General features: G+C 65.0%; 16 protein-coding genes and 1 tRNA gene. 6 read left to right on the top strand and 11 right to left on the bottom strand.

Annotated features, from left to right (window positions below; genetic code table 11):
- The first annotated feature begins 60 nt into the window (after positions 1–60).
- Genes ptsN through CAP2UW1_RS21395 form a run of 3 tightly spaced genes read left to right on the top strand, consistent with a single transcriptional unit; the run spans position 61 to position 1,820 of the window.
- Positions 61–507: a PTS IIA-like nitrogen regulatory protein PtsN gene (gene ptsN, locus CAP2UW1_RS21405; protein WP_015768698.1), complete on the top strand. Its 447-nt coding sequence runs from the start codon at positions 61–63 to the stop codon at positions 505–507.
- A 3-nt stretch (positions 508–510) separates the two neighbouring features.
- Positions 511–1,455 (top strand): HPr(Ser) kinase/phosphatase, encoded by a 945-nt coding sequence (gene hprK / locus CAP2UW1_RS21400; protein WP_015768697.1) that lies wholly within the window; start codon positions 511–513, stop codon positions 1,453–1,455.
- Between the two features lie 47 nt (positions 1,456–1,502).
- Positions 1,503–1,820, top strand: coding sequence for a PsiF family protein (locus CAP2UW1_RS21395; RefSeq protein ID WP_015768696.1), 318 nt, complete (start codon positions 1,503–1,505; stop codon positions 1,818–1,820).
- Between the two features lie 139 nt (positions 1,821–1,959).
- On the opposite strand, the gene CAP2UW1_RS21390 is transcribed toward CAP2UW1_RS21395, so the two are convergent.
- A complete protein-coding gene (locus tag CAP2UW1_RS21390; protein WP_015768695.1) occupies positions 1,960–2,340 on the bottom strand; it encodes a hypothetical protein in 381 nt (126 codons plus the stop codon).
- 85 nt (positions 2,341–2,425) lie between these two features.
- Here CAP2UW1_RS21390 and CAP2UW1_RS21385 point away from each other — a divergent pair, with 85 nt between their 5' ends.
- Positions 2,426–3,595 carry a UbiH/UbiF family hydroxylase gene (locus tag CAP2UW1_RS21385; protein ID WP_015768694.1) on the top strand — a complete coding sequence of 390 codons (1,170 nt, stop codon included), beginning with the start codon at positions 2,426–2,428 and terminating at the stop codon, positions 3,593–3,595.
- 33 nt (positions 3,596–3,628) lie between these two features.
- Entirely contained in the window at positions 3,629–4,342 is a 714-nt protein-coding gene (locus tag CAP2UW1_RS21380) for a DsbC family protein (RefSeq protein WP_015768693.1), read from the top strand.
- Positions 4,343–4,460: 118 nt separating this feature from the next.
- Here the strand turns inward: CAP2UW1_RS21380 and CAP2UW1_RS21375 are convergent.
- Positions 4,461–4,537: transfer RNA gene (locus tag CAP2UW1_RS21375), tRNA-Arg, on the bottom strand.
- A gap of 125 nt (positions 4,538–4,662) precedes the next feature.
- Here CAP2UW1_RS21375 and CAP2UW1_RS21370 point away from each other — a divergent pair.
- On the top strand, positions 4,663–5,109 hold the full coding sequence (locus CAP2UW1_RS21370) for a c-type cytochrome (protein WP_015768692.1): 447 nt from the start codon (positions 4,663–4,665) through the stop codon (positions 5,107–5,109).
- Positions 5,110–5,154: 45 nt separating this feature from the next.
- On the opposite strand, the gene CAP2UW1_RS21365 is transcribed toward CAP2UW1_RS21370, so the two are convergent.
- Genes CAP2UW1_RS21365 through CAP2UW1_RS21325 form a run of 9 tightly spaced genes read right to left on the bottom strand, consistent with a single transcriptional unit; the run spans position 5,155 to position 17,578 of the window.
- Positions 5,155–6,786: an AmpG family muropeptide MFS transporter gene (locus tag CAP2UW1_RS21365; protein ID WP_015768691.1), complete on the bottom strand. Its 1,632-nt coding sequence runs from the start codon at positions 6,784–6,786 to the stop codon at positions 5,155–5,157.
- Positions 6,783–7,196, bottom strand: a complete 414-nt coding sequence (locus CAP2UW1_RS21360; RefSeq protein ID WP_015768690.1) for a GNAT family N-acetyltransferase — start codon at positions 7,194–7,196, stop codon at positions 6,783–6,785. The genes CAP2UW1_RS21365 and CAP2UW1_RS21360 overlap by 4 nt, the downstream gene beginning before the upstream one ends.
- Positions 7,193–7,972, bottom strand: coding sequence for a polysaccharide deacetylase family protein (locus CAP2UW1_RS21355; protein ID WP_015768689.1), 780 nt, complete (start codon positions 7,970–7,972; stop codon positions 7,193–7,195). Before CAP2UW1_RS21355 ends, CAP2UW1_RS21360 begins: the two co-directional genes overlap by 4 nt.
- Before the next feature lie 5 nt (positions 7,973–7,977).
- Entirely contained in the window at positions 7,978–11,013 is a 3,036-nt protein-coding gene (locus tag CAP2UW1_RS21350; RefSeq protein ID WP_015768688.1) for a type I restriction endonuclease subunit R, read from the bottom strand.
- Positions 11,010–12,071 carry a type II toxin-antitoxin system antitoxin DNA ADP-ribosyl glycohydrolase DarG gene (gene darG, locus CAP2UW1_RS21345; RefSeq protein ID WP_015768687.1) on the bottom strand — a complete coding sequence of 354 codons (1,062 nt, stop codon included), beginning with the start codon at positions 12,069–12,071 and terminating at the stop codon, positions 11,010–11,012. Before darG ends, CAP2UW1_RS21350 begins: the two co-directional genes overlap by 4 nt.
- Before the next feature lie 17 nt (positions 12,072–12,088).
- Positions 12,089–12,730 carry a type II toxin-antitoxin system toxin DNA ADP-ribosyl transferase DarT gene (gene darT, locus CAP2UW1_RS21340; RefSeq protein WP_015768686.1) on the bottom strand — a complete coding sequence of 214 codons (642 nt, stop codon included), beginning with the start codon at positions 12,728–12,730 and terminating at the stop codon, positions 12,089–12,091.
- Positions 12,727–14,154, bottom strand: a complete 1,428-nt coding sequence (locus CAP2UW1_RS21335; RefSeq protein WP_015768685.1) for a restriction endonuclease subunit S — start codon at positions 14,152–14,154, stop codon at positions 12,727–12,729. The genes darT and CAP2UW1_RS21335 overlap by 4 nt, the downstream gene beginning before the upstream one ends.
- A complete protein-coding gene (locus CAP2UW1_RS21330; RefSeq protein WP_015768684.1) occupies positions 14,151–15,272 on the bottom strand; it encodes a PDDEXK nuclease domain-containing protein in 1,122 nt (373 codons plus the stop codon). The genes CAP2UW1_RS21335 and CAP2UW1_RS21330 overlap by 4 nt, the downstream gene beginning before the upstream one ends.
- Positions 15,269–17,578 (bottom strand): type I restriction-modification system subunit M, encoded by a 2,310-nt coding sequence (locus tag CAP2UW1_RS21325; protein ID WP_015768683.1) that lies wholly within the window; start codon positions 17,576–17,578, stop codon positions 15,269–15,271. Before CAP2UW1_RS21325 ends, CAP2UW1_RS21330 begins: the two co-directional genes overlap by 4 nt.
- Positions 17,579–17,582: the final 4 nt, after the last annotated feature.

The raw sequence follows: 17,582 nt of genomic DNA, 5'->3' as shown, positions 1-17,582 counted from the left end.
AGGACCGCGACCATGCGCTGTTTCGATCAATCCACGTCCGCCTTTTCGGGTTATTGTCGCATGAGCCAGATCACCCAGTTACTGCCTCTCGAAAACATCATCCTTGACCTGGAGGCGAGCAGCAAGAAGCGCGTCTTCGAACATGTGGGGCTGCTCTTTGAGAATTACCTCGGCATTGCCCGGAGCACCGTCTTCGACAGCCTTTTCGCACGCGAAAAGCTCGGTTCGACCGGGCTGGGCCAGGGGGTGGCCATCCCGCATGGCCGCATCAAGGGCCTGAAGGACGCTACCGGCGCCTTCCTGCGCCTGGCTTCGCCGGTACCGTTCGATTCTCCCGACGGCAAGCCGGTCACCTTGCTGTTCGTCCTGCTCGTCCCGGAAGTGGCGACGGAACAGCACCTGCAAATCCTTTCCGAACTCGCCCAGCACTTTTCCGACCGCACGTGTCGCGAGGCACTCACCAAAGCCGCCGACGCGGGCGCTGTCCGCCGGCTGTTTGCCGACTGAGCCATGAACGCCCGGCGTCAGTTCAGCGTCGTCCAACTCTATGAGGACCACAGAGAGAAACTCAAACTCTCCTGGCTGATCTCGGTTGGCGTGGACCGACAGATCGAACTCAGGGAGCAGGGCAACTACGGCGCCGACGTGGTCGGTCACCTCAACCTGATTCACCCGGAACGGCTTCAGGTAATCGGCAGAGCCGAGCACGCCTGGGCCGACCGCGTTTCTGCGGATCGCCTGCGCAACCAGGTCAAGGAACTGATGGCAGCCAGGCCGCCGGCACTGATCCTCGCTGACGGCCTCGAAGTGCTGCCGGCGATTCGTGACGGCTGCGAGTCGACGCAAACCCCGCTGTTTGTCAGTCCGAAGCCCTGCTCGGCGGTAATCGAACTGCTGCGCATCTATCTCTCGCGCCGGCTGGCGAGCTCGACGTCAGTCCACGGTGTGCTGATGGACGTTTTCGGCATGGGCGTCCTGATTACCGGCGATTCCGGCGTCGGCAAGAGCGAACTGGCACTGGAATTGATCTCGCGTGGGCACGGCTTGGTGGCCGACGACGTCGTCGAACTGGCGTGCATCGCCCCGACAACCATCGAGGGACAGTGTCCGAGCATGTTGCGCGACTATCTCGAAGTGCGCGGCCTCGGCCTCCTCAACATCCGCACCATCTTTGGCGAGACGGCTTCGCGGCGGAAGATGAAGCTCAAGCTGATCGTCCATCTGCAAAGGCCGATGCGTGGCGCGGATGGCCCCCGCCTCCCCCTGGACGCCCAGGCACAGGAGATCCTCGGCGTCCCCGTGCGCAAGGTGGTCATACCAGTAGCCGCGGGCAGGAACATTGCCGTCCTCCTCGAAGCTGCAGTGCGCAACAGCATCCTGCAGTTGCGTGGTATCGACAGCATGGGCGATTTCATCAACCGGCAGCAGCAGGCACTGCTTGACGAAGACCTGTAGCAGTGGCCTAATCCGCAGACTTCCTAAACCCCAAGGAGAGACTACCCATGAAACCCATGATCGTGCTGCTCGCTCTGGCCTTCACTACCGGTGGCGCCTTTGCCGCCACCGAAAAGAAGGAGCCCTCGGAAGCTCAGCAGGCGCAGCAGGAAAAGATGAAGGCCTGCAACGCCGAAGCCGGTGAAAAGGCCCTGAAAGGTGACGAGCGCAAGCAGTTCATGAGTACCTGCCTGGGCGCCAAACCCGCGAAGGCAACCCAGCAGGAGAAGATGAAAGCCTGCAACGGCGAGGCCGGCAGCAAGCAACTGAAGGGTGACGAGCGCAAGAAATTCATGAGCGAGTGCCTCAAGGCCAGCCCGGCCTAGTCAGCCGCTCGCCCAGAAAACGCCGGCCGCCGAACTCAGGCCGGCTTTTTCTTGCCGCCGGCAGATGCCCAGGGATGAACTGCCGGTGACGCCTCGCGGCGGCTGCCGACGTCGCTTGCCTGCGCGTCCCAACCCGCCCTCAGGCCATGGCGAAGCCGGGCACCTCTTCCGGCCGGGTCTCCGCGGCGGGCATCCAGGCCACATAACCCCGGCGCCGACGCTTGAGCAACTTGTTCAGGCGTCGCCCGGCTGCTTCGGGAGTTGACGAAAGATCGCTGAAAAACGCATTGCATGCTGCCCAACGCCCTTCCGGCGTGCGCAAGACGACCACCGGGCGACCGCCGTCGAGAATGGCGACCAGGCAAATCGCTTCGCCAGACTGCCAGGAAGCGGCAACGAGGTCCATCGCTTCGTCACGCGGGACGGACAAGGCGAGAAGCGCGTCGATCGGCGAATCGTGTTCGGCACAGACAATCGCCGGAAAGTAGGCGCGGGCCGGCGGCCTGGCTGGTGTTCTCATGGGGGTGGACTTCTACCATTCTCGGCCGCACTTGTAAAACCGCGATCACGCACCGCACCAAAGGCACTTTCCTGAGCACGCAAGCATGCAACCGACAGAATACGACCTCGTGATTGTTGGCGGTGGCCTGGCAGGCCTGTCGCTGGCTTGCGCGCTGCGCGACACCCGCCTGCGGATCGCGCTGCTGGAGCAGCAGGCGCCGTGCCGGCCGGCTGGCTGGGACGCCCGGGTTTACGCCGTGTCGCCGGCGAACACGCGCTTCCTGCAGGAAATTGGCGCCTGGAAGCACATGGCGGCAGAACGGATTGCACCGATTCAGGCCATGCAGATTTACGGCGACGGCGGTGCCCGACTCGATCTTTCGGCGTATCAATCGGGCATCCCCGAACTTGGCTGGATTCTCGAATCGTCCTTGATGGCTTGCGAACTCTGGGAAAACGCCAAGCGGCAAGGCAACCTGACACTGCTTTGTCCCGGCACGCCGGCGCGGCTCGAAATGCACTCGGAAGCGGCCGTGCTGACCCTGACCGACGGCAGCGCCTTGTCGGCACGCTTGCTGGTCGGTGCCGACGGGCGTGACTCCTGGGTGCGCGAATCGCAGGGTCTGCAGGCGATCGACACCCCTTATGGCGAACTCGGGCTGGTCGCCAATTTCGATTGCCAGCGTCCGCACCGTGGTATCGCTCGCCAGTGGTTTCGCGCCGACGGCGTCCTCGCCTGGCTACCCATGGCAGGCGACCGCATCTCGATCGTCTGGTCCACCGCCGACGACCATGCACGCCAACTGCTGGCGCTGGCGCCGGACGATCTGTGCGAACGCGTCGCGGCAGCGGGTAATCACGAACTTGGCGTCCTGCGGCCGCTCACCCCGGCGGCGGCGTTTCCGCTGCGCCTGATGCGCGTCCCGCGCACCGTTGCGCCGCGACTGGCCTTGGTCGGCGATGCGGCGCACGGTATTCACCCGCTTTCCGGCCACGGAATCAACCTCGGCTACCAGGACGCGAAAGCGCTGGCCGACCTGCTGGCAGCGACGCCCGACTGGCAGGACATCGGCAGCGAGCGCCTGTTGTCCCGCTATCAGCGGCAGCGACGCGAGGAAACGCTCGTGATGCAGACTGCCACGCACGCGCTGCACGAGCTTTTCCGGAACGAGCTTCCCGGGCTCAGACCCTTGCGCAATTTTGGAATGAACGTGACCAATGGTCTACCGGTCTTAAAGAACCTGCTCGTGCGCTACGCCATCGGCGCCTTCTGAAACGCCAACCGATCCAACCCCCGGAGAAACCTGATGTACAAGAAACTCATACCATTCGCGCTCGCTGCATTCCTCAGCCTGCCAACCCTGGCAGATGAAGCCTCGGTGAAGAAAGCGGTTGAAGCCAAGATCGGTGGTCCGGTCACCAGCGTCACCAAGACCACCTACCTCGGACTCTATGAAGTCTACGCCGATGGCCAGGTTCTCTACACCGACGAAAAGGTTTCCGCGCTGCTGATCGGTTCGCTGATCGACGGCAAGACGATGAGGAACGTCACCACCGAGCGGATGCAAAAGCTCACCGCGATCAAGTTCTCGGAGCTGCCGCTCGCTAACGCCATCAAGCAGGTGCGCGGCGACGGCAAGCGTGTCTTTGCGAGTTTCGAGGATCCGAACTGCGGCTACTGCAAGAAGATGGCCAAGGAAATCGCCAAGCTCGACAACGTTACCGTCTACACCTTCCTGTACCCGATCCTGTCGCCCGATTCTCTCGAAAAGTCCAACCAGATCTGGTGCGCCAGCGACCGCGTCAAGGCCTGGAACGACTGGATGGTCGATGGCAAGGCGCCGGCAGGCAAGGGCGATTGCGACACCACAGCGATCAAGACGACCCTCGAAACGGGTCGCAAGCTGGCGATCAACGGAACGCCGACGATCTTCTTTGCCGATGGCGAAAGAGTTCCGGGCGCCATTCCACTGGCCAGGATCGAGCAGAAACTCGCCCAGACGCCAAGCTCGGGCAAATGATTCGCTCCGACGGCTCGCCACAACGGGCCTGAATGGGGCCGCCGGACGCCCGGGCGCGAGTACCATCAGGAAGGGGGATTTGGAAGGAGGGTTTCCGGAGTCGATCAGCCGGAAGAGGTGGCACGCCCGAGACGATTCGAACGTCCGACCCCTGCCTTCGGAGGGCAGTACTCTATCCAACTGAGCTACGGGCGCGTGCAGGGGGGGAAGCTTAACCGGTTTGTTCCGGGGAGTCCACACTCACTGATCGGTGCTTTTTGGCAAGGCGAAACGGCGGTACAATTCGCCCTTATCCCCGCACACCACCAAGGACTTTTGGCATGGCTCAGCAACAATACTCTTCACGGGCGATCCTGATGATCACCATCGTCATCGCAATCATTCTGATCGTTGTGATCTGGCCGCTGTCGATGATCGGCAAGGGGAGTGTGAAGGCCGGTGGCGGTGACGACGCCGATGCCCGTATTCAGCCGGTGGCGAAACTGGAACTTGCCAAGGCAGCCCCGGCCAAGTCCGACGGCAAGCCGCGTGACGGCGCTACCGTCTATAACTCGGTGTGCATGGCCTGCCACGCCAGTGGCGCCGCCGGTGCGCCGAAAGCGGGCGACAAGGCGGCTTGGGCGCCGCGCATCGCCACGGGTATGCCCGCCCTGATCAAGAGCGCCACCAATGGCAAGAACGCGATGCCGGCGAAGGGCGGTGCCGCAGACCTGACCGACGCCGAGATCAAGGCCGCAGTCGAGCATCTGGTCGGTCTGTCCAAGTAGCCTCCGGTCGGCCGGACAGAAAGCCGTCAGGCCTCTCCTTTCCGGTCAATCAACAACGGCGCTTGGCGGCGAGGCATCGAGCGCCTCGATGGCGCTGCGCAGCCAGAGCAGGATAAGCAGTGCCGGCGCCGCCAGCCAGGTGGACAGCATGAAGAAGGCGGGCCAACCGATGCTCTCGGCGGTCACGCCAGCCATCGGCCCCACCCACACCCGGCCGACCGCGCCGAACGCCGACAGCAGCGCGTACTGCGTGGCGGAAAAGCGCTGCTGGCACAGGCTCATCTGGAAGGCGACGTGTCCTGCGGTGCCCATGCCGCCCGCGAGATTCTCGCAGGCCACCGCCGCCAGCAGCGCCCCATCGACCGGCGTCGGCGCCGTGATGGCCACGAAGCCCCAGTCGAGGGCGGGCAACAGCAATCCGCCGAACGCACCCTTGCCACCGGCGGCGAGCCACCAGAACCCGAGATTGCTCACCGCCTGCAAGACGCCGAACAGCAGCAGCGCGCGCCACAGGCCCAGCCGGAACATCAGCGCGCCACCGGCGAGCGCCCCGGCGATCGTCAGCCACAGACCGATGACCTTGTTCACCACACCTACCTCAGCGGCCGTGTAGTGCAGGCCGGTAAGCAGAAACGGCGTCATCAGGGAACCGGCGAACGCGTCGCCCAACTTGTACAGCACGATGAAAGCCAGGAAGGCGAGCGCGCCGCGCTGGCTGAAGTAGCTGTGCATGCCGTCCAGCAGCGTGTCGAAGCGCGCGCGCCGGGCGGCCCAGGTCGCCAACGGCAGCGTGCAGGCGATTCCCGCCAGTAGCGCCGCCAGATCGGCCCAGCGCTCGCGGAGTGCCGGCGACAGCGACGAGCCGTTCAGCAGGGGAGCAAGCGCGGCGACGGCCAGCGGCTTGCCGACCACCTGGGTGAGAGCAACCCCCACCGCCACCGCGGCCACCAGCGCGGCGAAGCCCAGCAGGTCCTGTCGCCCGCTGCGGCGTGCCACCCCCGCACCCGGCCCTGCGGGTGCTGCCAGCAGGGCGGGCACGCCGGGCAGGAAAAGCGCCGAAAAGACCGCGGCGGCGACCATCAGCAGCGCCATCACGCGGTACACCTCGCTCCACGACCAGCCACTGCCCTGCGCCGCATCGGTCCAGATGAGGGTGATGCCGCCCGAGACGATCATCGCCATGCGGTAGCCCATCACCGCCAGCGACGCGCCCAGGCCGCGCTCGGCGGCCAAGAGCACGTCGGTGCGGTAAGCGTCTACCACGATGTCCTGCGACGCCGACAGAAAGGCGACGGTCAACGCCAGCAGTGCGAAGGCGCGCAGTGACTCGCGCGGCGACGTGGCGGCCAGGGCCAACAGCGCCACCGCCAGCGCCAGTTGCGTCAGCACCATCCAGCCGCGCCGCCGCCAGCGGCCGGACAGGTCGAAGCGGTCCATCAGCGGCGCCCAGAGGAACTTGAAGGTGTAGGGCAGGCCGACCAGGGTGAGGAAGCCGATGTCGGCGATGGCCAGACCGTCCATCGTCAGCCAGGCCTGCATGGCCTGCCCGGTGAGCGCCAGCGGCAGTCCCGACGCGAAGCCCAGCGCGGCCACGGCCAGCAGCCGGTGCAGCCGGGCCAGGCGCCGGTGCAGCGCCTGGCCGGCGACGCGCCCAGGCGGCGCGACCGGCGTACTCAAACCAGCGCCTTCTGCAGAAAGCTGCGGCAGAAGCCGGGGGGGTAGTCGGGCAGCGAGCCGAACACCGTGTAGCCCAGGCGCTCGTAGAAAGCGAGTGCGCCGAACTGCGTGTCGACCCACGCGTGTGTGCAGCCGCGCCGGCGCGCTTCGGCCTCGGCCGCGAGCATCAGATCGCGTCCCAGCCCGCGGCCGCGCGCCGGCTCCGGCACCACGAGCATCTGCGTGTACAGCCAGCCATACGCGGTCGCACCCCACAGGCCGCCGCACACGCCGCCGTCGGCATCGTGCACGACCAGTGCGAGCGGCCGATGCCCGCTGGGCCCGGCCAGCGCTGCGTTGAACGCCAGCAAGGGTGCGGCGATGGCACGGCGCAGCGCCTCGTCGGGTTCGGCAACGAGCTCGATATTCACGGCGTCTGCTTGCCGTCGCGCGCCGGCAACACTCCGGCTGCCTGGGAGAGCCTGACGAAGGTCAGCCCGCGACCGAGCAGGTCGGGCAGGGCAGCGGCCAGGCCGCTGGCGGTTCCCGATGCGGGCCGGTTCATGTGCGCGATGACGATCTCGCCGGGCTTCGCCTGACGCAGACGTCTGGCCACCGCGGCCGCACCGAGCGTCGCTCCCTGGTCGGCGTTGAGGCTGAAGCCGGCGACGCGGTAGCCCAGTTGCGCGACGATCTGCAGACTGGCGCGGTCGTAGGCGGCGCCCGCCCCGCGATACCAGTCGGGCCGACGACCGGAAGCCTGCAGCACGGCCTGCGCACCGCCCGTGATCTCGCGCTCCACACCGGCGCCGTCGGGCGCGCCCTGCATTCCGTAGAGGCGGCGACCAATGACGGCCGGAACATGCTGGCTGCCGTGGTTCTCCAGTTCGAACAACTCGGGATGCGCGCGCAGTTCGCGCACGGCTGCCGGGTGACGATCGAGCCAGCGCTTGGTGACGAACAGCGTCGCCGGCACGCGCAAGCGTAGCAGCGTGGCGATCAGTGCCTGGTCGTAGGCGCCGCCGCAGGCATCCAGCGTCAGCGCCACGTCCTGCGCGTGCGCCGGGCTGGCAACGTCGAGCCGCTGATGCGGTTCGAACGGCGGCGCACCGTCGGACGCCGCGCGCACGCCGCCCGGCACGAGCAAGGCCAGCGTCAGGACGGCAATGCGCAGCCCAGGCAAGGCGCCGGCAGTCACGGATTTCATGGATTTCAAGGGTTGGTGATCGCGAAGACCATGTCGCTGACGAAGCGCTTGAACGACTCGTTCTCGACGAACTGCTTGTAGAACTGCGTGAAGTCCTTCATGGACCCCTGGGCGGCCTTGCCGAGAGCCTGCTCGTGGGCCAGGCGGGCGGTGTGCGGGGTATTTGCCTTCGCGTTCTGAAAGGCAGCGTCGGCCGCCACCTTGGGGGCGATGTCGTCGCGGATGTGTTTGAAGATGCGGTCCGAGTCCACGAAGGTCGTAGCGAACTGTTCATTGAAGGTCTTGAGGATGTTGCTCAGCCGATCCATCTCCGGTTCCGGCTGGTGGCCGCGCGCACTGGTCGGCACCGGTTCGATCTCGGCGTCCGTGTCCGCGAGCGCGATGTTCATGGCCGCCTTCTTCTCGACGCGGTAGCTGTCCATGTCGATCGCGTCGAGGATGCCCCTGGCGAGATCCTCGTCCAGTGGCGCCGGCAGCTTGGGCGTCAACAGGTCGAGGAAGATCGACAGCTTCTCCCATTCCGCGTTGCTGTAAGGAATCACTGACGAAAGGAAAGCGTAGGTGCGGCAGAACACCCGCGCCTTGCCCTTGAAGTCGACCTGGCCATCCTCGTCGAGCGCGTCCACATAGACGGCGACGCACGCATCGAGGATCGGGTCGAGCTTGTCGCGGTCGGCGCCATCGAGAAACATCGTCACCACCTGCCGCACCTGCTCCGGCGAGTAGACCTGCGCCGCGTCCAGCGCCGCCTTCAGGTCGTGCAGCTTGTTCGGATCGGTTTCGTCGGCCAGCAGCGTCGTCCGGTAATAGTCCTGGAAGGCGTAAGTGATCGCCTCGCTGTTGTTCTGGAAATCGAGCACGAAGCAGTCGTGCTTCTGCGGGTGCCCGCGGTTGAGCCGCGACAGCGTCTGCACCGCCTTGATGCCGGCGAGCAGCTTGTCCACGTACATTGTGTGCAGCAATGGCTCGTCATAGCCGGTCTGGAACTTGTCGGCGCAGATCAGGAAGCGGTAGGGGTCGGTCTGGATCTTGCGTGCGATGTCGCCGCTCGCGAAGCCGTTGAGCGACGCCTCGCTCACCTTCGCTCCGCCGTACTCGTGCTCGCCCGAGAAGGCGACGATCGCCTGGTACGGGCTCTTGCGCTCGCGCAGATACGCCTGGAAGGCGTGGAAGTACTGTATCGCCCGCTCGATGCCACTGGTGATCACCATCGCCCGCGCCTGCCCGCCGATCTTCCCGGCCGCCAGCACCTGCGCGTGGAAGTGGTCCACCATGATCTCGGCCTTCAGGCGGATCGCGTGCTCGTGGCTCTCGACGTAGCGGCGCAGCTTCCTGTTCGCCTTGCGGGTGTCGAACTCCGGGTCGTCCTCGCTCTTCCTGACCAGCTTGTAGTAGCTGTCCACCGGCGTGTAGGCCTTGAGCACATCGAGGATGAAACCTTCCTCGACCGCCTGCTTCATCGTGTAGCTGTGGAAGGGCCGATGCCTGACGCGCCCTTCCGCGTCAGGCGGCAGCGGCTCGCCGAACATCTCAAGCGTCTTGTTCTTCGGTGTCGCCGTGAAGGCGAAGTAGCTGGCATTGGCCAGCATCTTGCGCGCCGCCATGCGCTTTTCGAGCGCCGCGTTCACCGTGTCCTCGGGGTCGGGCCCCGCGTCCTCGTCTTCCCCCGGTGCGCCGAGCGCCTGGCTCATCGCCGCCGAGGTCTTGCCGCCCTGGCTCGAATGCGCCTCGTCGATGATGATGGCGAAGGTCCTGCCGCTCTCGGTGGCGATCTCGTCGAGGATGAAGGGGAACTTCTGCACCGTCGAAATGATGATCTTCCGGCCTTGCTCGATGAAGCGGCGCAGGTCGCCCGAGCGCTCGGCGTGCCCGACCGTCGCGCCGACCTGCATGAACTGCTTGATCGTGGTCTGGATCTGGTCGTCGAGCAGGCGCCGGTCGGTCACCACGATGACCGAGTCGAAAACCTCCCTGTTCGTCCCCTTCGCCTGATCGCCATCGCGCTGCAGGCCGATGAGCTGGTGCGCCAGCCAGGCGATCGAATTCGACTTGCCGCTGCCCGCCGAGTGCTGGATCAGGTAGCGCTTGCCCGCGCCATGGGCGCGCACATCGGCCAGCGCCTGGCGCACGACGCCGAGCTGGTGATAGCGCGGCCAGACCTGCCGCCGCTTCTTCCTGCCCGTGCGCGGGTCCTTCTCCTCGACGATCTGCGCGTAGTTCTCGAGGATATCCGTCAGACCCGCCGGGGTGAGCACCTCCTTCCAGAGGTAGTCGGCCTTCAGGCCGTGCGGGTTGGGCGGGTTGCCGGCGCCGTCGTGGTAGCCCTTGTTGAAGGGCAGGAACCACGAGCCCCTGCCACGCAGCTCGGTGCACATCTGCACTCCGCTCTCGTCGACCGCGAAGTGCACCACACAGCGGCCGAACTCGAAGAGCCGTTCGCGCGGACTGCGGTCGCGCCGGTACTGCTCGACGGCATCCTCGACCGTCTGTTTGGTGAGACTGTTCTTCAGCTCGAAAGTGGCGATCGGCAGGCCGTTGATGAACAGGCACAGGTCGAGCGCGCGGCGCGTCTCGTCGATGCGGTAGGCGAGCTGGCGCGTGATCGAGAAGCGATTCTGCGCGTGCCGCGCTTCGGCCCGGGCGTTGCCTTTCGATGGCGTGCCGTAGAACAGGTCGAAGTGCAGCGGCCCGTGCGCCACGCCCTTGCGCAGCACGTCGATGACGCCGCGTTTGCCGATCTCGGCAGAAAGGCGGGCGAGGAACTTGAGGCGGTTGATGTCCCTGGCGTCGTTCGCGTCGGCCAGCGCCAGCTTCTTGAAGACGTCGGGCTGGGTGGCGCGCAGGAAGGCGAAGAGCTGCGGCACGTCGAGCGCGTGCGCGCGGTCGTAGTCCCGCGCGCTGCCGGCGATATAGCCGGTGCCGCCATAAGGTGCCTGTGGCCGAGCGACACTGTTCGGCGTAACGGCTAAGCCATCCACGCCGGTCATGTGCCGCATGATCAGCGTTTCGAGGCCTTTTTCGCTGGTGTCGGTAGTCGTCATGCACAGACCTGTGCATCGACGGGAGGCGTCCACCCCGTCTTCGCCAGCACACCTGCGGCAATGCCGATCTGGCGACGCGTGAACCGCCGTTTGCGAGAGTTCCAGGCATAGACAGCTTCGACCAAGTCATCGAGGGTCGTAACGCTCTCGTGCTTCATCACCCAATGCACCGTGGACAACAGCTCCAGTCCGAAAGACGACTCGAAGCCATCCACCAGCGCCGCCACTCTGTTGAAACGCTCGCGTGTCTCGGGATGTTGCGCGAGAAAGCTCGATGCGTCCTCGACCGCGCCCGGAACCAGGGTCAGGGGCTTGTCCGGCGCGTCACCGCCGTCGGCGTAGCCAGCGATCAGGTGACCCTCGATCAAGTGCAGCACATGCCGCAGGTTCTCGGCGTAGGGTCCGTAAGGAGCCTTGACGTACTTCAATTTCAGCGGTTCGCCCGCTTCCTGCATGAAGTACATCAGCTTATGCACCTCCAGCAGGGTGACAAAGGGGTCGAGCAGACCACCAAGATAACGGTGCATCAACTCCACCAGCGCTGCACGTCCGGCGGTCATGCCGGGCACTTCGCGGCTGTGCACCATGGCCTCGGAAGTCGGCGCACCCCTGGGTTCGAGGATCATCACCCGCACATCGGCAAGCCCCGCGAGCGCTGCTTCGATGCGCGGCCTGACCTCGACCCAGTCCAGCCCACCCAGGCCGCTACCCAGCGGGGGAATGGCGATCGAGCGAATGCGCCGGGCACGGATCACCTCGACCAGCGCGACCAAGCCGGCCTCGATGTCCTCGATGCGGCTCTTGCCACGCCAGTGGCGCTTGGTTGGAAAGTTGATGATGTAGCACGGCGCGGTGAGTTGCCCCGTCTCGAACACGAACATCCGGCCTGGCTGCACCTCACCGCGCCGGCAAGCCGCGGCATAGGCCCTGAAGTTCTCCGGGTAGGCGTGCTTGAACTGCAACGCGATGCCACGGCCCATCACGCCGACACAGTTGACCGTATTGACGAGCGCATCCGTCGCGCACTTCAGGATGTCACCGCTGGCGTATTCGATCATGGCTGACACCTCCTCTGTCAATAATACCAATCGCTCACTATGTCGACCGCTGGCCGGTATCCACTTGCCGGCAGCGCGTTGGACACCTGCTGGAAGATCGGTCGCGACTGCACGCCGATACGCTCAACCAGATGCCACGGCAAACTGTGCTCCAGCAAGAACTCCGCCTGCTTGCCTTCCTTGCACTGCCGCCAGTCGCGCGCCTGCACGGCATTCCAGTCGATCTCGCCGAGTTGGGCAAGGTCGCAGCGATCCTCGAAGAAGCGTGATCCCGCGTTCGACAAGGTGAACGCCCAGCGGCGGCCCTGCCGATCGGCCCAGTCGACCACCGCGCCAAGATCGGCCTCGAAGTGGATGATCGGACTCTGGCCCCCACGATAGGCGAGTTCCGGATGATTGGCCTGGTGGATCAGGTACAGCATCACCGAACGCGCGCAGAAATAAAACGGCACACAATCGCCGACGTGCAATCCCGGATGGCTGCTCAGAGTGAGCTCGCTCAAGCGTCGCTGCTTGATGCTGCTGATGCCGATCATCGTTCCCGCCGGTCCGCGCCGCGACACCTCCGAATCACACCACAGGCAGGCGTCCGTCACGATGGACGGCAGGCGGTCCACATGGGCGATATGGTAAAGCTTGGGCCGTGCCGGCAGGGTCATTCGTCAGCCGCCTCGTCGGCGAGTTCCGGGTCGAGGTCTGGTTCGCTGTTGCCACTCTCAAACGCGGCGTCCTCGGGCAGCCGCGCCACCGCTTCGCGCACGTCAACCTTGCCGGTCACTACGTCGGCGATGAGGCGCGTGCGGTATTCGCGGAGGAGTTCGATCTCGCGTTTGAGGCGATCTATCGCGACCTCAATCGGATGGGTTTCGGCCCCAATACGCTCGACGACTGCTTCCTGCTCTCGCTTCAGGGGCAACGCCAGATAGTAGTTTCTTATCGTAGAGATGTTCACGTGGGGCGCGGTTGCGCCCATCACATCCTGAAGGGCCTGCCCGTATGTGGATCGACTATTCAACAGCCACATTACAAACTTGCTGCAGTGTTGGGTCGCAATCCTGAAGACCATCATGCGCTGTGATATGCACAATTGGGTGGCCGCCGGTACGCACGCCGCGATTCCGAAACGTTCGCCCTCTCTTGAATAGAGAATATCTCCTTCTTGAGGTTGCAGCCGCGTCGTCCAACGCGCGTAGTCGCGTGAGGAGACCTTCTTCGCTTGGTCGACAAGGACAACACCAGCGACAATATCGGCGGTTCGGATCGCCGGATGCGTGCCGGCGTCTGAATACCTCGGCGTCGCATGGAGGCAGTCTACGATATTCAGGGCTACAAACTTCAGCCGCCATACACGCCAATGCCGCGGAATGTCGCCGAGCCAGGGGATGCCGGAGGGTTTGAGGGGGACGGAGGGGTCGAGGCCGCGGGTGACGGCGCGGTGGACGATGGCCTGTTTCTGCTCGTTGAGCAGCGCGATCACCTTCCGCTTCGCCCGAATGGCCCGCTCCAGACGCCCGTTCGCCCAGTTCAGAAACCGCACTATCGCTGCCTGCTCTGGCACAGGCGGAAGCGGAAAGACAAGGTGCTTGAGTTCATCGGGATAGACGTGCTTGACCGTTGTCCCGCGCCCCATCGTCGCTTTCTGATTCGCCAATGGACGACAATCCATCACGTAGCCAAGAAACGGTGCGTGCACGGGAACAGACGGTCGCAGGATGATGACATCACCTCCGCAGACAGCCGTACCGTCAATCAGATTGACCGCCGATTTGCCAATATCCTCCAAGGTTTCGCCCGAGGCAGCGAAGAGGACATCACCATAGTGAAGAGGCGTGTAGTCGGCGGCGCGATCGGCGTGGATGAACGTCTTTGGCCTGCGAACGAAATAGGCATGCGTCGTATAGAGTTCGCCGTACCGAACGCAGGGCACTCCAGCCGGCAAGGCATCTTCCTTCGTACCGCCAACGCCCTTGAGTAGAGACCCGATGTGTCTCGGTTTCCGCACGTCCCAATGCCCCGGCACCTGCCCGAGCCACAGCAGCCCCGACTCCTTGTACTCCGCATACGGCTTGAGGTCGGCGATCATGGCTGGTCCTCATCCATCACTCGCCGGGCGGCGCTCTCTCGCGCGTGTTCGATCGCCTGGTGGAGCCGCTCGCGCAGCAATGGCAGCGGCGGCAGCTCCGTGAGGTACTCGCTGACGCGGATGGACTTGGCATCGAGCTGCAGCAGCTCCACCTGCTCGGCATCGGCGGACGCGCAGAGTATGAGTCCGATCGGGGCTTCTTCGCCGGGAGCGCGTTCGTGCTTGTCCAGCCAGCGCAGGTACAGCTCCATTTGCCCGACGTGCGCGGGGTGGAAAGACTCCAGCTTCAGTTCGACAGCGATCAGCCGGCGCAGGTGGCGGTGGAAGAAAAGCAGGTCGAGATGAAAATCGTCCTTGCCGACGCTGATGCGCTTTTGCCGGGCGACGAAGGCGAAGCCGCTGCCCAGTTCCAGCAGCACCCCCTCGATCTCGCGCAGGATGGCGCTCTCGAGGTCGCGTTCGCTGTAGGCGCCTTTGAGTCCCAGCAGGTCGAGCAGGTAGGGGTCGCGAAAGACGATGTCGGGGCTCATCTGCCCGTCGCGAAGTCTGCCGATCTCGGCCGCGATGACCGCTTGCGGCTTCTTCGACAGCGCGGTGCGCTCGAACAACAGGCCGCCGATCTTCTGGCGCAGCGTGCGCACGTCCCAACGCTCGATACGGCACATCTCGGCGTAGAAGTCGCGGGCCAGCGGATCCTTGAGCGGCAGCAGCTCGATGAAGTGGCTCCAGCTCAATTGTGTCGACAGCGTCGCAAGAATCTGCTCGTCGGTCATCCACTCGGCAAACCGGGCCATCCGGGTCAGGGCGGTGTAGTTGAATCCGGCGCCGAACTCGGCCGTCAATTGTTGTGACACCGTCGCAAGAATCTGCTTGCCGTAAGCCGCGCGCCCGGCGTGCAGATTCTCACGCAGGAGGCGGCGACCCACTTGCCAGCAGAGATGCGTGTAGGTGGCGTTGGCAACGCTGGCCAGCCGCTGGCGGGCCGACTGGACGAGACTTCGCAGGTCGCTCAGCAGCACTGCTTCGTCAGCGAGAACTAGCGCGGCCGCCGTGGGCGCCGGCGGGGTCGCTGCCGGCTTCGCAGCGACCCTGCCCGGCCGTTCGATGCCTTTGTTCATGCGCGTTTCCCGCCGATCAGGAGGCCGTCCAGCAAGCCCTCAGCTTCCTTCTCGATGGCCAGGATGTCGGCGCTGATCTCTTCGAGCGTGCGCAGCGGCTGCGGCTTGTAGAAGTGGCGCGTGAAGCTGATCTCGTAGCCGATCTTGGTGGCGTCTTCCTTGATCCATGCGTCTGGCGTGTACGGCAGCACCTCGCGGCGAATGAAGGCCGCGATGCCGCCGTCTTCGAGCAGCGGCACCTGCTCGGTATCGCGCAGGTCGGCGTCGGGTTCGTACTCGACGATGGAGGACCTGCCGTCCACGGTCGCCTCGTAGAAACCGCGCAGCGGCTCGGCCCTGAGCTTGCCGGGCTTGTGCACCCTGGCGATGACCGGCGGTGCGCTCTCGTCGCGCCAGCTCACGACCTTCAGGATCTGCTTCAGATCGGCGGCGGCGAGTTTGATCCCGGCCGCCTTCAGTGCCGTATCCACGCGGTCGCGGAAGGCGTTGTGATCGTCGAAGAGCGCCTCGCCGAGCAGCACGCGCAGCCGGGTAGCCACGTCCACCAGGCGGCCGTCGCGTTCCCAGGTTCTGGCGTCGAGCAGCTTCTTCTTCTGCCGTTCGGGCAGACCCTTCTTCGTGCCGCCGCCCTCGTCGTCTTCGCCTTCGGAGTCGTCGCTGCTGCCCCAGTCGGCGAGGCGTTTCTCAAGTGCAGCGGAAACCGCGGAGAAACGGGTGAACAGGTCGTCGCCGAACTCCTCGTAGAGCGTGGCGCGCAGGTCCTCGTCGCCGGAGTTGAAGCGCAGCGTTTCGATGGCCTTGAGCGAAAGCTGGCTGTACAGGCGCAACGGGCGCTCGACGGTGACCTTCCAGTAGCCGAAGGCGGCATTCGGGAAGATCTTCGACTCGGGCGTTTCCGCGAAGTCGAGGAAGCTGCGGCTGATGCGCTCGATGTCCTCGGGCGAGAGTTCGCAGTTCTTCTTGCCGAGGTTCTTGCGCAGCGGCTTGAACCACTGGCTGGCGTCGATGAGCTGCACCCGGCCCTGGCGGTGGGCGGGTTTCCGGTTGGAGAGCACCCAGATGTAGGTGGCGATGCCGGTGTTGTAGAAGAGGTTGAGCGGCAGCGCGACGATGGCTTCGAGCCAGTCGTTCTCGATCAGCCAGCGGCGGATGTTGCTCTCGCCCTGGCCGGCGTCGCCGGTGAACAGCGAACTGCCGTTGTGCACCTCAGCGATGCGGCTGCCGAGGGCCGACTGACCGTTCATCTTGGACGCCATGTTGGCGAGGAAGAGCATTTGCCCGTCGCTCGAACGCGTGACCAGCGAAAGCTCCTCGCCCTGGTGCATGACCTTGAAGCGCGGGTCGCGCATGCCGTCCTTGCCGCCCATGGCTTCCAGATCCTTCTTCCAGCTCTTGCCGTAGGGCGGGTTGGCGAGCATGAAGTCGAACTCGCGGGCGGGGAAGGCGTCGTGCGCCAGCGTGGACCACTCGGCGCCACCGACGATGTGGTCGGCGCTCTCGCCTTCGCCCTTGAGCAGCATGTCGGCCTTGCAGACGGCGTAGGTCTCGGGGTTGATCTCCTGGCCGTAGAGCAGGCACCTGACCTGCTGGCCGCGCCCGGCGGCGATCGCCGTCAGCGTCTCCTCGGCGACGGTGAGCATGCCGCCGGTGCCGCAGGCGCAGTCGTAAAGCAGGTAGGTGCCGGACCGGATCGCGGACTCGATCGGGCGGAACACCAAGTTCGCCATCAGGCGCACCGCGTCGCGCGGCGTCCAGTGCTCACCCGCTTCTTCGTTGTTCTCCTCGTTGAACTTGCGCACCAGTTCCTCGAAGACGGTGCCCATCGAATGGTTGTCGATGCCGGCCGGCGAGAGGTCGATGTCGGGGTCGAGGAACTTGTTGATCAGCGTGCCGATGGCGTCGGCCCTGGACAGCGTCTGCAACTGGTTGCGGAATTTGAAGTTGTCGAGGATGTCCTGGACGTTGGCCGAGAAACCGTTGAGATAGTCCTCGAAGTCGGCCAGCAGCCGCTGCTGGCTGCCGCGCGACTTGAGGTCGCGCAGGGTGAAACGCGAGGTGTTGTAGAAGGCTTGGCCGGCGGCATCGCAGAGCGCGGCGCGCTGCTCGGTGATGCCCGCCGCGTCGAGCATCCTGCGCGTGTCGAGCACGCTCTGCTTGGTCGGTTCGAGGACCGCATCCATGCGCCGGATGACGCACATCGGCAGGATCACGTCCGGGTACTTGCCGCGCTTGAAGAGATCGCGCAGGACGTCGTCAGCGATGCCCCAGATGAAGGAGACGATCTTGTTGTGGGTCGCCTGGTCCATGCTC

Source organism: Candidatus Accumulibacter phosphatis, assembly GCF_000024165.1.
GTDB lineage: Bacteria > Pseudomonadota > Gammaproteobacteria > Burkholderiales > Rhodocyclaceae > Accumulibacter > Accumulibacter phosphatis.
This window is presented reverse-complemented; position numbering and strand designations above follow the sequence as displayed.